Origin of the sequence: Diplocloster modestus (genome assembly GCF_019042245.1) — a bacterium.
Lineage (GTDB): Bacteria > Bacillota > Clostridia > Lachnospirales > Lachnospiraceae > Diplocloster > Diplocloster modestus.
This window is the reverse complement of sequence record NZ_JAHQCX010000001.1, coordinates 275,320-294,450: the sequence shown is the minus strand read 5'-3', so window position 1 is coordinate 294,450 and position 19,131 is coordinate 275,320. Positions and strand designations below refer to the sequence as shown.

Sequence of the window (19,131 nt, the reverse complement as noted above, 5' to 3'; positions counted from 1 at the left end):
TCTAAACCGGATTTCCGGCAACTAAAATTGAAATCCTTATTCAATAGGACCGCCCACCTATTATATAAAAACGTCCGACACCCCGGAGTGGAATTCCGGGGTGTCGCTGAATCCTATATGTACAACAGAGGGAAATAAGAGAAACTCTGAGTTAACGGTCTTCATGAAACCGGAAGTTGGCATACGCGGACATCCCGTGCTCATGGAGATCCAGTCCTTCGTACTCTTCCGTCTCATTGACCCGAAGGCCGACGGTTTTTTTCAACACGAAGAAGATAATAAAAGCAAGAATTAATACATATATCAGTACGGAACCTACACCAATTAGCTGTGTCAGCAGGCTGCACCCGGTTCCGAATACTCCCGTCAGGAGTGTACCTAGAATACCGCAGGCTCCGTGAACACCGATCGCCCCGACGGGATCATCGACCTTGAGCACCCTATCGACGAATTCGATCACCAATACCACGAATACTCCGGCGATCAGGCCGATCAGGATCGCTTCCCAATTGGATACTACATCGCAGCCGGCAGTGATCGCTACCAGGCCGGCCAGTGATCCATTCAGAGTCATGGAAACGTCCGGTTTCCCGTATTTGATCCAGGTAAAAATAAGTGTCGCCAGAGTGGACGCCGCTGCCGCCAGGTTCGTAGTCATGGCGATGTCACCAATGGAAGTGGACGCCGCTGTGGTCGAACCACAATTGAACCCAAACCAGCAGAACCAGAGGATAAATACGCCCAGAGCGCCGATCGGGATATTATGGCCCGGAACCGCATTGGTTTTTCCCTCCTTAGTGTATTTACCAGTTCTCGGTCCTAACAGCCATGCTCCGACGAGGGCACATACACCGCCTACCATATGTACCGCTGTGGAACCGGCGAAATCATGAAAGCCCATCTGAGAAAGCCAGCCGCCGCCCCAGATCCAATGCCCGGTAACCGGATAGATAAAAATACTGATGCATGCGCTGTAGATCAGATAAGATACGAATTTGGTCCGCTCTGCCATTGCCCCGGATACGATCGTGGCCGCGGTAGCACAAAAGACCGTATGGAAGAAGAGAAAGGTTCCGATTGGCAGCGAGGTCACATCCTGCAGCACGGTAGGATTGAAAAAACCACTGGTTCCGATCACACCGCCCATATCTGATCCGAACATCAGCGCGAAGCCAATGATAAAGAAGAACAGGCTTCCGATCACAAAATCCATCATATTTTTCATAATAATATTTCCGGCATTTTTCGCTCTGGTAAACCCTGTCTCCACCATCGCAAAGCCTGCCTGCATAAAGTATACAAGAAATGCGCCGAGCATTGTCCACATAATATTCATCAGAAGTTCAACCGATCCCAGCTGATCTCCTGTGGAAGTAACTAAGTCCGATAAATTCATAATCATTCCTCCTCATAGAAATTAGGATATTTTTTCCGTTGATTTCAGGGTGAATTTCAAAAGATACTTTTTTCAACGGTGTACTTCATCCAGTAATTGAAAAAGAGATAACTGCCGTTTGCAATTATCTCCCTTGATAATGTTATTATCCCGTATATGGTAAACTATCGTTCCATTGATTCTTACAAATTCTTATAGTGCTTCCTGTCCATGCTCCCCGGTACGAATCCGGACCGCGTCTTCCACATCATAGACAAATATTTTCCCGTCACCGTAGCTGCCGGTATTGATTGCCGAGACGATTTTATCAATGACCGTCTCAGCCATTTCCTTTGGTATCACCGTCTCCACTTTCACTTTCGGCAGAAGGTTTACATTGTATTTTGTGCCGCGATACATCTTCGTGTATCCTTTTTGATTTCCATAACCCATAATATTGCTGATCATAACGCCATTGGCTTCACACTCTTCCAGGATTTCTTTCACTGCTTCCAGTTTTTCTGGTTTTACTATGATTTCCAGTTTTCTCATAACACTACCTCCTCATGGCTGATTGGCAGAAAGGGTACCGGCTTTCCTATGTCTAAAAGACAAGAATTATATAATCCAGAAACAAAAAAGACGTCTCTTAATTTCTTAAGAAAACGCCTTCGTCTTTTAATGAATTTTATTATACACAAATTTTTCCAGTTGTCAACTATTTTTTCTTGTCATTCACTAGAACATGGATAGTAACTAGAATTTTCCCCCGCTGCCTCCGTGGCTGTGTCCGCCGCTGCTGATATGGGCACCGCTTCCGCCGGAACCTCCCGAGTCACGTTCTATATGTCTGGTCACGGTAGTGGTGTGTGTGTAGTGGTCATACTGCTGAAGTACACTGGGCTGATGCCCCTTCATGTAAGTCCTGCTGTTGACCGTCATCGGGGTCTTCTGACGGTGGTACAGGATACCGGTGACTATGGCACCGGATATCAGCGCGATTCCCAGGAAAATGAGGAGTTTTACGGCCAGACCGTCCTGTTTGGGATCTTTCCCCATGTATTTTCCGGTCTCTGCGATAAAGGTCTCAAAAGCTTCCACGTATTCGGCTTTGGACAGATGGGCAGCAATGTTTTCTCCCATCTTGTCTGTCCGTTTTACCGGGAAATAGTGCATGGCTTCTCCGGATGTGGAGATCCACCAATCTCTGTTCTGCATATCTACCAGAAGCAGGATTCCGGTTCCATGTTCCTGTTCGTAGCCAAATGCGTGTTCATCGTAAAAATCGTCCGCATAGTCCATGGGGGATTTTCCCTGGAGGCCATTCTCTGTAACGATGATGATGTCGATCCCGTTGATTTGGGCAGTCTCGATACACTGTCCCTGCAGTCTTGCCGCTTCCTGTTCTGTCAGGAGTCCTGCATTGTCGTAAACTTTCTGCTCGTCACTGCGGAATCCGGTGGCGAATAAGAATATAGCGATGATGAAACAGATAAATGAAAGCTTTTTCTTCAATCTTTTGCCCTCCTTAAAGTAAGATTCCGATGACGGATAAAATCAGAAATACAACAGCCGACACCCCGGCGAACCAGGCAGCTGCCCGGCCCCTGCTTGCGGGAAGTTTTCCGACGATCTTTCCGGTCTGCCCGTTCATGGCAAACTGGTAGTTTTTGTTCTGATAGCGGTAGTTCAGCATCCAGACCGGGAGCAGTACATAGTCCGCTTTCTTCTCCGCCATATTTACATTTTCCTGAAGAACATTCACAGAGGCGTAACCGCCTATGGTCTCCCGGGTAGAGGAAGCCGCGTATTGACGGATCCGTTTTTCGATCCTGTTTTTTAACTCTTCATCGGTAAAATTATATTTTTCGGCCAGATAGCCGGAGAGATAAGGCATTTCGAACTGCTTCATGGCACTGTAATCAAAAGGCTCCAACCGGTCCATCACATCATCGGCCATTTTTTCGGATGCGTCAGCAGGCACTTTTTCAAAAGCAGCGGCCACTTCCCGGTATACATCAAAATGATCCGTATGGGTGTATTCCGTATCTCCCCGGCGCTCCGTACGGATTCTGGTACAATCCGCCCTTAATTTTACATGAGTGTTATAATCGTATATCCAGTACGGCACATAGATGCCACTGATTTTTTCGATGGTGCTCTGGCTGGAAAACTCCCGGGGCGTGAGCTTCCCCTTCTTAGTCCAGCGCAGATAAGCTTCTTTGGCCTGCTCCCTGTTAATCTTAAACGGAATTACATAGGCCGGTGCCAACTCATCCGTGAGCCGGCTCTCAATAAGCGCCGTACTTCCGCAGTAACTGCAGAATGTGGCACTGGTGTGCTCATCCGTCAGAATCTCTGCGCCGCAGGTCGGGCAGTGGAACATCTTAAATTCTGCTCTTTGCCCTGTGTCATCTTTCGTTTTGGAAGCGGTTATCCGTTCCATTTCTTCCACTGATTTTTCTGTCCCGCAATGGCCGCAGACCAGTTTCTGCTTTTCGCTGTCAAATACCAGATCGGCGCCGCAATTTGGACACTTATATGTAATAACCATCGTCATCCTCCCGGAGGTTTTTTTCTATTTTATCAGAAAAGGTGGGCTTCTGTCTATCGTTGTCATCGTAATATGTTTCTTTTTGTTTTGGTCCAAAGTTCATAGTTTATTCAAATATCATTCAAAAAAGTTTCATTTAAGTAACATGAATTCTTCATTTCTATTCCATATAATAATACTATCAAAAGAAAAAAAGTTCTGCCACATGAATAAGACGACAAGTTACAATTTGAATAAACTTTTTCATAATAAATGCCAAGCAACCCGGTTGCTTGGCATCCTCCCTTTTATAAGGGATTTTTCTATATTTTTCTGCATCAATTCCTGCGTCAGCGCTGAGCCATAATCTGTTCCATCTCATAGAGCAGGTTACCGAACAGCTTTAACGCTTCCTCTACCGGCTCCTTCGTCGTCATATCCACCCCAGCCAGTTTCAGCAGTTCGATCGGATACAGTGAGCTTCCGCTACTCAAGAACTGGCGGTATCCTTTTAATACCTCCTGATCCCCCGCCAGGATTTTCCGGCTGATCGCAATGGCGGCGGAGAATCCGGTGGCATACTGATAGACATAGAAGGATGTATAGAAATGGGGAATCCTGGCCCACTCCATGGCGATCGCCTCATCCACAACAATATCATCTCCAAAATATTTTTTATTGAGCTCATAATAGATCGCGCACAGCGTCTCCGGAGTAAGGACTTCTCCTTCCGCCTCTTTCAGATGCGTTATTTTTTCAAATTCCGCGAACATGGTCTGCCGATACAGGGTTCCCCGGAACTGTTCCAGGAAATAATTCACCAGGTAGGCCCTCTTCTTCGGATCGCTGGTCGTCTCCAGAAGATGGTGAATCAGCAGCGATTCATTGCAGGTGGAGGCCACCTCCGCCACAAAAATCTTGTAGCCGGCATAGATATAGGGCTGCGCCTCATCCGAGTACCAGGAATGCAGCGCATGGCCCATTTCATGAGCCAGCGTAAAAACGTTATTCAGATTATCCTGATAGTTCAGCAGTACATAGGGATGGGTACCGTAGGCCCCCCAGGAGTAGGCTCCGCTTCTCTTTCCCTGATTCTCATAGACATCGATCCATCCGCCTTTGTATCCCTCTTCCAGCACACCAAGGTAATCACTGCCAAGGGGTTTCAGACCTGATTTAACAATCTCTTTCGCCTCTTCATACGGGATCTTCATATCCACCTCCGGAATCATTGGTACATAGAGATCATACATATGAAGTTCCTCCACGCCCAGCAGCCGCTTCCGCAGCCGTACATACCGGTGCAGCAGAGGCAGGTTTTCGTGAACCGTCCCGATCAGGCTGTCATAGACGGCCGCTGGTATGTTGCTGCCGTCCAGGGCCATTTCAAGGGAGGAACCGTAATGCCTTGCGTTTGCAAAAAATATTTCCTGTTTTACATTGGCCCGATAGGCAGCGGCCAGCGTGTTGCGGAAACCGTCATAGGCCTGGTACATCTGTTTAAATGCCTCTTTTCGCACCCGGCGGTCCTGGCTCTCCATAAAGGTAATAAACCGGCCGTGGGTCAGCTCCGTCTCCTCACCGTTCTCATTTTTTATCATTCCGAATTTCAGATCCGCGTTATTGAACATGGTAAATATATCGGATGGCCCCTGTGCCACCTCCTGGGCCTGAGCCAGCAATTCTTCCATTTCTTCTGAGAGCACATGTTTTTTCTGCCTCATTATATTTTCTAAATAATGCCGGTATTCCTGCAGCCCGGGTGTTTCCCGCAGATATTCTTCAAGCTTCTCTTCCGGCATGGCCAGCAGCTCCGGCACAAAATACGAACCTGCAGCCTCCAGTTTCATCATCAGCACGGATGCTTTGCTGGACAGTTCCTGAAAATGGGCGTTCCCCATATCCTCATGGGATTTCTGACTTGCATATACATATACCTTTTCCAGCAGCTTCGACATCTCATCCTGCTTTCTCAAGGCTTCCAGAAGAACCGCTCCGCTCTCTGCCAGGCGTCTGCGGTAGGCTGTAATCTGTGTTTCCATTTGCGACAGCTTCCGCAAGTCCGCCTCCCAGTCCTTTTCTGTCCTGTATAGGTCCTCCATTGCCCAGCAATAGGTTTTATCCATATCTTCTCTTCTCGGTACCGATTTCATATTCTGTCTCCTCCAAATTATATAATCAAATTCACAGCGCCGGATCCTGCACTGAATTTTCTATTACTCTGTATTATACCAGATTATGGAAAATATATCATATCTGAGCAAAAAACTTGTGATGAATTGATATCTTTTACAAAATTTCATATAAATTATCGATACATCCCAAGTATTTCTGATAGAAAAAATTGTTATAGCAGAAATCCAAAAGTATGATATAATAAAATCTATACCTTATGGAGCGGCTGCGCCGCGCCCCCGCCCGAAGGGCATGCATTAAGGGATGCTGTAATTCATGACATAAAACGAGCACGGAAAAGGAGACTTTATGCATAATTTTGAAATATTCTGCGATTCGTCCTGTGACACACCGACAGACCTGTTGAATCAATATAAAATCAAGAGAATTCCATTCTATGTTTCTTTTGATCAGGAGCACTATGAAAAAGAGATCGAAGAATTGTCCATATCAGATTTTTACACACGCCTGACTTCCGAAAAGGTTTTTCCCAAAACCTCTCTGCCTTCTGTGCAGGATTACCTGGTAAAATTTAAGGAAACATTGAAGGAAGGCAGGGATATCCTATGTGTCTGTCTGACATCCAAATTCAGCGGTTCTTTTCAATCGGCAGTGACGGCCCGTATGATTCTGGAAGAGGATTATCCAAATGCCAATATCGCTGTAGTGGATTCGATGCAGGCGACCGCCTGCGAGGGATTAACCGTACTGCAGGCAGCTTATATGAGAGACGCCGGATATTCCCTTGATGAGACTGTCAAAAGGCTGGAGCAGATAAGACTCTCCTCCCGTATTATGTTTACGGTAGGCACCCTGGAATATCTGCAGAAGGGGGGCCGGATCGGAAAGGTATCCTCCATAGCCGGAACCATGCTGAATCTGAAACCGCTGATCCAGTTAAAGGACGGGGAACTGATGCCCTACGGAACGATCCGGGGCAGAAACAAATCGTTAGATAAAGCCTTATCCATGGTCTCTGAATATTTCTCTGAGACAGGTGAGAATTACAAGGATTATGATTTCTGTGTTACGACAGGTACTTGTGTGGAGGAAGCCGAAGCATTTCGGGTACAGCTGGAAGAGCTGATCGGTCGTAAGATTGATTATCCCTTATTCCAGATCGGGGTAACCATTGGTACCAATACAGGCCCTGATGCCATTGGCGCATGCTTTATCAAAAAATTCAACGTCTGAATCATTACTTTCCTTTATAGAATTCTGTTTTCAGAGCTTAATCAAATCGCTGCTGACACGCTCCCTTATACGGGGGAGACTGTCCGAAAACCAGGGTGCAGCCCGCCAGGTGTCCGCTCTGTACGGACGTATCCTTTGGGGCGCCGCCAGGGAGAGCGGTGTCTATGGGCCTCTTCCTCACTTAAGGCTGTTACCCGGTTAAATCTAAATGAAATCAGGCCGTCCGGTTGCGGGTACGTGGCTGATTCACCCCGAATGCCGGATGCATTCGCGGCTCAACAGCCACCGAAAGACTGCACGGAACGCAGTCTTTCGCCCACAACCGGACGGCCCGATTTCATTAAGATTTCACACGGGCGCCTTATGTGAGGAAGAGGCCCATAGACACCGCTCTCCCTGGCGCGCCCCAAAGGATACGTCCGTACAGAGCGGACACCTGGCGGGCTGCACCCTGGTTTTCGGACAGTCTCGGGGGGGCTTTGAGTCAGTGTTATAGAAACCAGCACAACAAATTTTATGTAAAGGAGAAGATCACATGACACCTAAAAAGCAATACTACGAAAAAGCCGCCACCACCATAATACAGAATTTTAAAAAAAGAGGGATGGAGGGGTACTACTGTCCCACATCAGAAGACGCGGTCGCAAAAGCCATGGAGTTCATGGACACCCCTTCTGTTGTCTCCTGGGGAGGATCCATGACACTGGAGGAATGCGGAATGATGGAAGCGCTGAAGAATTCCGTACATACGCTCCTGGACCGTCACAGTGCCTCCACACCGGATGAAAAGAAGGACATCATGTCAAAAATATATGTCTGCGACTACTTCTTTATGAGTTCTAACGCAATTACATTGGACGGACAGCTGGTGAACATAGACGGTGCCGGGAACCGGGTTTCCTGTCTGTCTTTCGGTCCTTCCAATGTCATCGTCATGGCAGGAATGAACAAACTGGTGCCAGACGTAAAAGCAGGAATGGACCGGGTCCGCAATATCGCAGCCCCGCCCAATAATATCCGTCTCAATCGCAAGACCCCCTGCGCGGTTACCGGAAAATGCGAAGACTGTCTGTCGCCGGAATGCATCTGCAGCTCTATAGTGGTAACCAGACGTTCCCATATACCGGGACGGATTAAAGTTATTCTGATAGGAGAGGAATTGGGTTACTAAATCTCGCATCCTCCTTTTTGACAAAAGCTCTCGCCATATCGATCGTGGCTGTTATCCGCTCATTTACATCTGCCTCTGTGATATCACAGCTCCGGCTTTGGATAGCATCCACGATCATTTCCTGTATCTCAGGATCAAAATGCACCAGATCCATATAATGATCCAAGTCTGTAATCTCCGGAATCTCCTGCATATCGATCATTCTGACATTATCCCAATCCGAAAAATACTGTACAATATAACGCTTAAAACGCAGTTCCGCGTCAAAGGTCCCCTCCTCAGCCGCCTGAACCCAGTAAAGCGCGGAATACGGCGGGAAAATGATCTGATATTCCTTCTCCGGATGAAACTGCATCTGCTCCATAAAAGCCTCAAATCTGGATACCATGACCTCATAGATCTCTTCCGGACTGCTGCCGGAGGGAACCTTCGGCAGGCTCTGATAGTAATTCCAGGTTACTTCGCTGCCGAATACCGCGTCATCCGACCAGTCTGCCAGATCATCGATCCGGGTCTTTCGCTCCACCTTTTCCGGCAGCTTGACTCCCAGCTGGTACATTCCATCAATCACCACATCCAGAGGCAGAAACCGCATCCAGGTCTCATATCCCAGCAGGTAATTGTAGTCATTCCACGGATTATCGTCATACTGGTAAGCGGGAAAGATCACGGACTGATCGTCATTGGTGAATTCCGCCAGATCCAGATTCAAAATTATCCGCTCAACACCCGGGCGGTCCCGCACGATCTCATGCATCATTTCCATCTCCGTCAGGTTCATGGCTCCGATCGTCGCTTTTACGGGTTCATAGCCCAGCTTGTCCCGGAAAGACTGCATGCGGAAATTCTGCACCATGGAAGAGCCGATGATCACCGTGTCATAGTCTTCGTGTTCCAAGACCCCTTTGGTCACATATCTGGAATTCAGCCAGTAGCGGTGATCTCCTGAACGGTAATACAAAAAGGGATCAATGAAATATACAAAAAGCATCATGAGGACCAGTAGTCCCGCGATAAGAACAAGCAAATTGCGGAACCATTTTCCCGCCGTTATCTGATCTGCGGGACTCATCTGCCGGCCGCTGCCGGATCCGTCGAAGGCTTTGCCGGCTGATTTCAAAGGATCCGACGCTGATTCAAAGTCCTTTTCCAGTTCATCTTTTATATTGCTGGTTTTTCTCAAAATATCCAAACCCTTTCTGTCATACATATTCCAGGTTTCTGCTCCCTGCTTAAATGCCATCCCCACAGCTAGAAGTTAAAGTATATAAACACGCTCTCCCGGGAAAGATGGATCACAGCAATGCAGAAAGCGGCAGCAATCAGTGCCATATACTTTCGATTATAGGTAAATCTTTTCATCATCTCCAGGGTATTCCTATTTCGAAATACGATAAACAGCAGGATCAGCACCATCCCCGCTACCAGCAGCAGATTAGCCGCCATAGGGAAATTGATTATTCCATCTGCCGCTATTTTAGATACCCCGGCCAGATTGAAAGAGGCAGGCAGGAACATCTCCCGCAGCAAAGCCAGGGCACTGCCCAGGGAATCGGCCCGGAACAGCACCCATGCCGTATTGACAAACAAAAAAGTACCCGCTACCCGCAGTATATGGGGCAGCTTGTCCAGCTGCTTATGAAAGATCCTTTCAAAGACACTGACCAGCCCATGCAGAGCCCCCCAGATCACGAATGTCCAGGCGGCGCCGTGCCAGAGACCGCTGACCAAGAATACCAGCATCAGATTGATACAGGTTCTGGGAAGGCCTTTCCGGTTTCCACCCAGCGGAATATAGACATACGTGGATAAAGCCCGTCCAAGCGTGATATGCCAGCGCTTCCAGAACTCTGTCACACTGGCTGATTTGTATGGGGAATTAAAATTGACCGGCAGATGGATATTGAACATGCGCCCTATCCCGATCGCCATATCCGAATAGCCGGAGAAATCAAAATAAATCTGCAAGGTATAGGACAGGGCTGTCAGCCACGCTGGAAGAAATCCCAATCCCGCCGGCGAACCGAATCCATTCCCCACAAACACGTTCAGCGTATCTGCCAGAACCGCCTTTTTAAACATCCCCAGTGCAAAGATGCCGAAACCGGTAGCCATATTTTCATAATTCATATGCCTGCGCGTTTCTTCCTGAAACTGGGGCATCATTTCCTTATACAATACAATGGGGCCGGCAACCAGCTGGGGGAAAAAGGTGACAAACAGGCAGTAATCGATAAAATGACCGATCCGTTCTTCTTTTTTGTAGACACTGACCAGAAAGGAAAGCTGCTGAAACGTAAAGAAGCTGATACCCAGCGGGAGCAGTATATGCTTCAAGGCAAAATCCGCATGGAAAACAGCATTGATATTCTCCACGAAGAAATCATAGTATTTGAAATAGCCCAGCAGCCCAACGTTAACCAGAATCCCCAGTACGAACAGCGGCAGACGGATCCGCTCCATCCTCTGCATCGATACCGCTATCCCGTAGTTCGCAGCAATGGAAGCCGTAATAATCCACAGATAGCTTACATTAAAATAACCATAGAAAAACAACGAAGCCAACACCAAAAACAGGTGTTGGATACGTATCGTACTTATTTTTCCTAATAGGAAATAAATGACTGCCACAGCCGGCAGAAATGCAAAAACAAATTCATAAGATGCAAAAACCATAGTTGTTCTCCGTTACGTATTTTCCGACTTACATGCCTCACCACACACATCGGTATGGGAGAAAAATGTGTGTTCAGCTCTAGGCGCTAGGCCAGAAAGATAAAATATGCGCCCAGGATAACCCCCAGCACAATCCGATACCAGCCAAAAGCTTTAAAGTCGTGTTTGCGGATATATCCCATTAAAAACTTGATGGCAAGAATGGATACTGCAAAAGCGGTTATCATGCCCGCTGCCAGCACGGCCATCTCCAAACCGGTAAAATCAAACCCGAATTTTAATAATTTCAGCAGGCTGGCCCCGAACATAACCGGAATCGCCAGGAAAAAAGAAAACTCCGCCGATACCGCCCGGGAACACCCAAGCAGCATGGCTCCAAGTATCGTAGCCCCTGACCGGGAGGTACCGGGAATCAGGGCTAATACCTGGAACATACCGATGAGAAGCGCCGTTCGATAATTTACATCGGAAAAACTGTTAATAGGAAACATTTTGGTACGGTTTCTATTTTCCAAAATGATAAACAGGATGCCGTAGACGATCAGCGTCACGATAATCGTCTGGTAATTGTAAAACAGATCGTCCAGCTGCTGCTCGAAGGGAACACCGATCAGGGCCGCCGGAAGGACCGCCACGATCACCTTCAGCCACAGAGAGACCGTATCCGTTTTCACACGGTAACAGCCATTTACCTTCCCGACCGGAAACAATTTTTTGAAATAGAGCACAATGACTGCAAGTATCGCTCCGAGCTGGATCACCACATTGAACATTTCCATAAACGCATCCGACATCTGTATCCTGATAAACTGATCCGCCAGAATCAAATGCCCGGTGCTGCTGATCGGAAGCCATTCCGTGATACCTTCGATAATTCCCAATATGATTGCTTTTATAATGTCTAACATCCTGCGATCCTTTCCTGGTTGTCCTTACGACTCATCTTGAATTTGGTCTGGCTCCGGCCTGGTTCTGCTTCCCGGGTCTGACTCACGCTTTTCTCCTGCACATAGTCGCGATCACGGCCAGAGCGGAGCCAAGAAAAACAAACAGATCAGCCAGATTGAATACCACCTTACTCAATCTTTTCCATTTCACCTGAAAACTAAAATAGTCTACCACATATTTCCTGACCAGGCGGTCATAAAGGTTACTGAGCGCACCGCCAGCCAAAAAACTGAGCGCAAGCTTCAGACCATGATATCCCTTTTGAAACAGCAGGCCGATATAAAAGAGCAGAACTGCCAGCGTACAGCCGGCAGATAAGCCCACCACAATATTTCTCTTTTTGTCCAGCAGGTTCAGACATAATCCACGGTTATATACTTTCTGCAGGATCACTTTTCCTCCCAGAATCTCCTGGGTATCTCCCGGCTTCTTTGTTTTTTCAATATAGGCTTTTACCGCAAGATCCAGCGCCAGAATCCCGGCCGTGATGATCAGATAAATCATTCCTGTTCTCCTTTGTAACCTTAAAGATTTTGAAATGTTCCATACAGGTTTAACGCCCCATAACCCCAGGATTGGTTGGGATAAGTCAGATTCGGCTTTCTGGTGGCTCCCCTGATCAGATAATTTTTCAACTGTATGGGAGTGATCGTGACATCATTCCCATCAACAGCGGCCCATTGCAGCAGCAATGCCACCGCGCCTGCTGTCAGCGCCGCGGACACGCTGGAACCGGTTCTGTCTCCAAACCGATTAGCGGGCAGCCCGCTGTATACATCCACCCCCGGGGCCGCGAACTCCGGTTTCACAATATTATCCCTCGCAAAACCGCGCCCTGAGTCCAGATACATGCTTTCATTGCTGTCATTATACGTGCCTACGCTGATGGCACTGGTCACAGCCGAGGGCTCGGTCAGTGTCATATCCGGTTCCGGTCGCAGAAAGACAACGTCTGTAACCGTAAACCCCCGAACCGGCAGCCACATATTGTAGACGCCTCTGCTTACATTATTTCCAAACACCCGGATCGTCCAGATTCCCTGAATCGGATTTTCAAAGCGCATGAAAATGATCTGGGAACCGGCGATCTCTGATGCCGCCCGATAATCGACATATATAGTCGTTCCCGAAAACACCATATTATACACGTCACTGTAGCCGATCCGGTTCATCGTGCGGGGCACCGACTCTCCCGTGGGAGATATAATGGATACGGAAAATATGTCAGGGATCTGCCCCCACAATTCAAGGGTGAATCCAATCTCACCGGCTCCCACCCGTATTTCCGCATCCTGGTATTCCAGGCTCTGTTCCAGTTTTCCCGCAAAATGGTGTCCCTGATTCCCTTCATTTCCAGTGCCAACCACCATAGCCCGGCCCCTGCCGCCGGACGTGTCCGTCATAAACAGCCCCAAAGGTGAACTGCCTCCGTGGTCACCCTGATTTGTGCCAAGGCCTATACAGAAAATCACCGGTCTGTTGTACTCGGCCGCGATATCCCCGATAAAGCGGATTCCAAACATGATATCATTTTCCTGATATACTTTCGCATCAGGATTAATAAAATAGAACTGCCTTAAGTATTCTTTTGCTTCCTTTAGCTTAACCACTACCAGATCTGCCTCCGGGGCCGCACCGGAAAAATCCTGCTCCGGATTCCGGCCGCCCGCGGCTACGGAGGCCATCACCGTTCCATGACCATCTTCATCCCTGCTGGGTACCAGCTCATAGGGATCCGTACGCTGCAGCGCCTCGTCGATCATTTCTTTCCTATATACACTTCCATAGTTTATGTCTTCGGGCATTTGTCCCGTCTGAACTGTCTGGTCCCAGATAGCCAGGATCCGGCTGGTTCCATCGGTATTCCGGAAAATATCATTCTGATAATCAATTCCGGTATCGATAAATCCTATAATTACACCCTTGCCCGTAAGGTTCAGGGTAGGCTGATTCTGGATCTGGGTAATTCCGCTGGCATCCAGCGCCGCAGTGTCCAACAGCGTATAACAGTTAGGGATCGCTGTATACGTAAAATTCCCAATTGACAAAGGAAGCATCCTGGAGCGTTCAGCATACATGGTTACAAACTGCCGGTTCACGATCTGTACACAGTAAGGGCCGAATAATTCCTCTATATCCTGGTATAAAACATCCGTATTATAGATAAAATCCGCATAATCGTTGGAGACAATCCGTCGGCGGCATTCTTCCGGCGCAGGCCGCCCGTTCTGTGTCTGGGAGGCTTGTATCTCCTCCACAAATTCCTGCATATCTTCTGGCATGAGATTCCTCTCATATCTTTTTTACTACTATATGCAGAACTGGTATATTTCAGACATGATCGGAATATTCCTAAGGGTTTACGCCTGCTCCGCAATCCGGGGCAGATTTCCCCGAAGCTCAATGACCGGACCGCCCGTATGATTGATATATTCCTCTGTGATCGTCACCCTGCCGATATTGTCGTCCTTTGGAATCTCATACATGATATCCAGCATAAATTCTTCAATGATCGCCCGCAGCGCTCTGGCTCCGGTTTTCTTCTCCAGCGCTTTCCTGGCTATGGCCCCCAGCGCTCTGTCGTCGAATTCCAGCTTCACCTCATCCAGCTCCAGAAGCTTCTGATATTGCTTCAGAATCGCGTTCTTGGGTTCTTTTAATATCTTAACCAGCATATCCTCGGTCAAACCATCCAGTGTGAAAATAACCGGAAGCCGGCCGATAAACTCAGGAATCATCCCAAAATGCCGGATGTCCTCAACGGTAACCTTGTGAAGCAGTGTTGGATCATCATCATATTTGTCTTTTAGATCTGCCTGGAAACCGATGGAAGATTGTTTATTCAAACGCTCCTTGATGATATTCTCCAGGTCCGGAAACGCCCCGCCGCAGATAAACAGAATATTCTTTGTATTCACCGTCGTAAGCGGCACCATGGCGTTTTTACTGTTTGCCCCAACCGGCACCTCCACATCACTGCCTTCCAGAAGCCGCAGCAGCCCCTGCTGAACGGATTCGCCGCTGACATCCCGCTGGGTCGTATTCTTTTTCTTTGCTATTTTATCAATTTCATCTATAAAGATGATACCCCGTTCCGCTTTTTCCACATCATTATCCGCAGCGGCCAGAAGTTTGGAAACCACACTCTCGATATCGTCGCCGATATAACCCGCCTCTGTCAAAGACGTGGCGTCCGCGATCGCCAGCGGCACATCCAACAGTCTGGCCAGGGTACGGACCAGATACGTCTTTCCGCAGCCGGTAGGACCGATCATCAGCATATTGGATTTTTCGATCTCAATATCGTCCATCGTACCGGTAGCCACACGCTTATAATGATTATAAACAGCAACCGACACCACTTTCTTTGCCTGCTCCTGTCCGATGATATACTCATCCAGGCTGGCTTTGATCTTATGCGGAGCCGGAATACTGTGGATATCCAGGGCCGGCTTGTCCTGCTCATCTTTTGGCTTTTTCTTTTTGATCTTCTGCGGTTTCGGCATCATATTCTGCAGGTCCGCCAGATTGATCATGCTGATATAGGGCATGGAACCCTGATTCTGGCTGTCCAAAGTTTTCTTCTGTGAATCTGTCTCCTCCGGGATATCCTGCTCTTTTTTCTCATCCTGGGATTTGCCTGCAGGCTTTTTATTATTCGGTAATACATGATTCGGATTCATAAAATCAAAGGTCTGGAAGCCGCTGTTTTCCACCATGTCAAACGTTTTCTGCATACAGTCCGGGCAGATGCAGATATCATTCGGCAGATGGATCATCTTGCCGGTCTGGCTCTCCGGGCGCCGGCAGAGGAAACATACGCTTTCATACTCATCGTCTTTCTTCTCAGCCTCTGTTACAACGTGTTTTTTATCATCAAGCTTTTCGTCTGATAACTTATCATCATCAAATGCCATATATGACCACCTCTTCTACATTCATACTAAAATCAATTCATCCTTCATTATAGACTACCATTTGTGCGGTTACAAGTAAACTTTTTATAAACTGGATGCGCGGGGAGGGGACTGGCACCTTTCGGCAGGAAAGTCAAATCTTCAGGCAGCCATGCCGAGAAAGGGGCCTGTCCCCGGATGTGAGTCTATTCTAGTCAACATCCGGGGACAGGCCCCTTTCTCCACGCAGCTGCCTGAAAGTTTCACTTTATAACCGAAAGGTGCCAGTCCCCTCCACGCCCGCCACGGCTTAAATTATATTTATTTCCCTGATCCCCTCCAACTACTGGTTCGTATTCACGTTATTTTCCGCCGGCTTCTCTCCCAGCGTGACACTGATGGTACGTTCCACATATTCTCCGTTGTTGGCAGATTGTACTGCTACATCAACGGTTTCTCCTTTTTTATAGTATTCCAGGGTGCTGGAAAGACTTTCCATGGAAGTTACCGGGAGACCGTCGAATTTGGTAATGATGTCGCCTTTGTGGATTCCCGCATTTGATGCGGCGGAATCGTCATAGACCTGTACTACAAAGGCACCCTGAGGCATTGCATAGCTGTTGGATACCTCATCGGTTACGTTAAGGCCGGATATTCCCAGATATCCCCGCTCGTTTTCGTCCACTATGGATCTGGTTTCACGGTTCATCAGAGTATCGATGATGTCGGATACGTTGCTGATGGGGATCGCGTAACCCATACCTTCTATTTTGTCACTGGCCAGTTTCATTACGTTGATACCGATTACCTGCCCTTTGGTATTCAGAAGGGCACCGCCGCTGTTGCCGGGGTTAATGGCTGCATCTGTCTGGATCAATGTACTGTTATAGCCTTCTACCTGTCTGTCCAGGGCGCTGATGACACCAGTGGTTACAGACTGGCCGTAGCCAAGGGCATTGCCGATAGCGATGGCGGCTTCCCCTACTTTCAGCGCATTGGAATCGCCCAGAGCAGCTGTCTTGATACTGGACTTCGTTTCATCGCTGATCGAATCCAGTTTCACTGCTACCACTGCCAGATCCGCGTTGGGGTCCGCTCCTTTTACATAAGCTTCATATACGGAGTTATCCGCGAATGCTACGCTTAATTCCTGGGAATCAGCGATTACGTGGTTGTTGGTTACGATTAATAACTCGTCATCGTTTTGACCTATGATAATGCCGGAACCAGAACTCTGGGTCGTATACTGCTGGGTTCCGAAGAAGGTCTGTACCTCCTGTACCCCTGCGTTTGTGATGGATACTACAGAAGGCATTACGGCTTCTACCACATCGGATACATCGTTGACTACAACATTGGAGGAACCGTCATTGGTATTCACTGCCGGTATCAGTTCCTTCTGCTCTTCCTGTTGTTTTTCATCGGGCTGTGGTGTGGCGTTGGCTTCCTGTTTTTGAGAAGTATCTCTCAAGCCGCCGGCATAAAATCCTATTCCACCGACCAGTACGATTACCAGCAGACAGGCAACAGCTTTTGCCGCTTTCCTTCCTCCGCCTTTTCTCTTTTTTTCCGGTTTCTTCTTCGGGGAATCACCGGAGATGTGATAGGAAGTATAGGCGCTGTTTTGATATCCTGTGGTACTATTCGTCTCCTGCTCCTGGGAACTGCTGTTCTGGAAGCTTCCCGCGTAATGGCCGCTTTGGTAATCACCCCCGCTGTTCTGCGTATAGGCTGTCTGCTGGCCATAAGCCCCGCTTCCCTGATGTTCGTTATTTGCTGTATTATTCATATCAGAACCGGTTGAGGGATATCCATTATAACCGTTATTTCCATATTCTTCACTCATAATAAAATCTCCTTCCTTTGTTATATTATCTTTTCGATTTCCTATAGTGTAACAAGGAATTGTGTTTAAAATGTGATTAAAACTTTAAAAATTTGTGCAGTTGGAAATTTTATTAAAAACCGCGGAATACCGGAGGACAAATAACGGCAGACCTTTCGGAGAGGATCTGCCGTTGTTTGACCAATGTTCTATTTAACACTTTTCGCTTTTTCAGCGACTTCCAGAATATATTTCATGACATCATCCTTCAATTCCGGACGATCCAAAGCAAAGTCAATGGTAGCTTTGATAAAACCGAACTTGTCACCCACATCATATCGGATTCCTTCAAAATCGTAGGAATACACGGCCTGGATATCCATGAGGCGCTTTATGGCATCGGTCAGCTGGATCTCCCCGCCCGCACCGGCTTCCTGGTTCTCCAGCAGTTCAAAGATTTCAGGAGTCAGCACATAGCGTCCCAGAACCGCCATTTGGCTGGGCGCCTCTTCTTTTTTCGGTTTTTCCACCATGTCGGTCAGCTTGCACAGGCGGCCTCTTTGTTTGTGAGAGGGATCCGGGGCAACGATACCATACTTGCTTACCTGATCCTCAGCAACGGTCTGAACTCCAACCACAGATGCTCCGATCTTATAATAGCTGTCGATCAGCTGTCCGAGAGCCGGAGTCCCGCCTTTATTCACCACCACATCATCACCCAGCAGTATCGCGAACGGCTCATCACCGATAAAGGAACGTGCGCACATGATGGCGTGTCCCAGGCCCCGCGGTTCCTTCTGCCTCACATAATAGATATCCGCTAGGTTTGCGATATCATTGATCATTTTAACCTCAGCTTTTTTTCCGGAGGCAGCCAGACGATCCTCCAGCTCATAAGATTTGTCAAAATGATTCTCCATACAGTGCTTATTGGAGTTGGTAATGATCAGGATCTCTTCGATTCCGCTGGCTACAGCTTCTTCAATAATATATTGAACGGTCGGAATATCCACGATGGGAAGCATTTCCTTGGGGAGTGCCTTGGTAGCCGGCAAAAATCTGGTTCCCAGCCCTGCCGCCGGGATCACTGCCTTTTTAACCCTTTTGTTCTTCATCTGCATCTTCCTTCTCCTCTACGATTTTTTTCTTCTCCCGATATTTTTTCATCCACTCTCTGGCATATTCCTGCCTTTCCTCCGGCAGCATCTCCGAATATTTCAGGAATTCCAGTTCCGTGATGAGCATCGGTGTTTCGCCGCAATAGTAACATACAACTTTCTTCCTTCTGGAACCGACTTTTATGGCTTCACATTTTGGACAGATATATACTCTAATCAT

At 47.8% G+C, this 19,131-nt stretch carries 16 protein-coding genes; 2 read left to right on the top strand and 14 right to left on the bottom strand.

What is annotated here, in order from left to right; translation table 11 throughout:
- Positions 1-151 precede the first annotated feature (151 nt).
- The 5 genes from KTH90_RS01400 to pepF form a co-directional block, all read right to left on the bottom strand.
- Positions 152-1,396, bottom strand: a complete 1,245-nt coding sequence (locus KTH90_RS01400; RefSeq protein WP_158351760.1) for an ammonium transporter — start codon at positions 1,394-1,396, stop codon at positions 152-154.
- Between the two features lie 192 nt (positions 1,397-1,588).
- Positions 1,589-1,927, bottom strand: a complete 339-nt coding sequence (locus tag KTH90_RS01395) for a P-II family nitrogen regulator (protein ID WP_158351758.1) — start codon at positions 1,925-1,927, stop codon at positions 1,589-1,591.
- A 204-nt stretch (positions 1,928-2,131) separates the two neighbouring features.
- Positions 2,132-2,890: a TPM domain-containing protein gene (locus KTH90_RS01390; RefSeq protein ID WP_158351756.1), complete on the bottom strand. Its 759-nt coding sequence runs from the start codon at positions 2,888-2,890 to the stop codon at positions 2,132-2,134.
- Positions 2,891-2,903: 13 nt separating this feature from the next.
- Positions 2,904-3,929, bottom strand: coding sequence for a zinc ribbon domain-containing protein (locus KTH90_RS01385; protein ID WP_238726144.1), 1,026 nt, complete (start codon positions 3,927-3,929; stop codon positions 2,904-2,906).
- A 329-nt stretch (positions 3,930-4,258) separates the two neighbouring features.
- Positions 4,259-6,061, bottom strand: a complete 1,803-nt coding sequence (gene pepF, locus KTH90_RS01380) for an oligoendopeptidase F (protein WP_238726143.1) — start codon at positions 6,059-6,061, stop codon at positions 4,259-4,261.
- A 331-nt stretch (positions 6,062-6,392) separates the two neighbouring features.
- Here pepF and KTH90_RS01375 point away from each other — a divergent pair, with 331 nt between their 5' ends.
- On the top strand, positions 6,393-7,277 hold the full coding sequence (locus tag KTH90_RS01375) for a DegV family protein (protein ID WP_158351750.1): 885 nt from the start codon (positions 6,393-6,395) through the stop codon (positions 7,275-7,277).
- 535 nt (positions 7,278-7,812) lie between these two features.
- Positions 7,813-8,448, top strand: a complete 636-nt coding sequence (locus KTH90_RS01370) for a lactate utilization protein (protein ID WP_158351748.1) — start codon at positions 7,813-7,815, stop codon at positions 8,446-8,448.
- Here KTH90_RS01370 and KTH90_RS01365 read toward each other — a convergent pair.
- From KTH90_RS01365 to KTH90_RS01325, 9 genes are all read right to left on the bottom strand, one after another.
- Complete coding sequence (locus tag KTH90_RS01365; protein ID WP_238726142.1) at positions 8,417-9,658, bottom strand: hypothetical protein; 1,242 nt, start codon at positions 9,656-9,658, stop codon at positions 8,417-8,419. The genes KTH90_RS01370 and KTH90_RS01365 overlap by 32 nt on opposite strands.
- Before the next feature lie 41 nt (positions 9,659-9,699).
- Positions 9,700-11,124: an MBOAT family O-acyltransferase gene (locus tag KTH90_RS01360; protein ID WP_158351744.1), complete on the bottom strand. Its 1,425-nt coding sequence runs from the start codon at positions 11,122-11,124 to the stop codon at positions 9,700-9,702.
- Positions 11,125-11,210: 86 nt separating this feature from the next.
- Positions 11,211-12,032, bottom strand: coding sequence for an undecaprenyl-diphosphate phosphatase (locus tag KTH90_RS01355; protein WP_238726141.1), 822 nt, complete (start codon positions 12,030-12,032; stop codon positions 11,211-11,213).
- 82 nt (positions 12,033-12,114) lie between these two features.
- Positions 12,115-12,576 carry a signal peptidase II gene (locus KTH90_RS01350; protein WP_238726140.1) on the bottom strand — a complete coding sequence of 154 codons (462 nt, stop codon included), beginning with the start codon at positions 12,574-12,576 and terminating at the stop codon, positions 12,115-12,117.
- Positions 12,577-12,596: 20 nt separating this feature from the next.
- A complete protein-coding gene (locus tag KTH90_RS01345; protein WP_238726139.1) occupies positions 12,597-14,354 on the bottom strand; it encodes a S8 family peptidase in 1,758 nt (585 codons plus the stop codon).
- Positions 14,355-14,432: 78 nt separating this feature from the next.
- The gene (gene clpX, locus KTH90_RS01340; RefSeq protein WP_158351739.1) at positions 14,433-15,989 is read right to left on the bottom strand and encodes an ATP-dependent Clp protease ATP-binding subunit ClpX; all 1,557 of its coding nucleotides are present in this window, start codon (positions 15,987-15,989) and stop codon (positions 14,433-14,435) included.
- Positions 15,990-16,311: 322 nt separating this feature from the next.
- Positions 16,312-17,814 (bottom strand): S1C family serine protease, encoded by a 1,503-nt coding sequence (locus KTH90_RS01335; protein WP_238726138.1) that lies wholly within the window; start codon positions 17,812-17,814, stop codon positions 16,312-16,314.
- 188 nt (positions 17,815-18,002) lie between these two features.
- A complete protein-coding gene (galU, locus tag KTH90_RS01330) occupies positions 18,003-18,908 on the bottom strand; it encodes a UTP--glucose-1-phosphate uridylyltransferase GalU (RefSeq protein ID WP_158351737.1) in 906 nt (301 codons plus the stop codon).
- Positions 18,889-19,131 carry a DNA-directed RNA polymerase subunit M gene (locus tag KTH90_RS01325; RefSeq protein ID WP_238726137.1) on the bottom strand — a complete coding sequence of 81 codons (243 nt, stop codon included), beginning with the start codon at positions 19,129-19,131 and terminating at the stop codon, positions 18,889-18,891. The genes galU and KTH90_RS01325 overlap by 20 nt, the downstream gene beginning before the upstream one ends.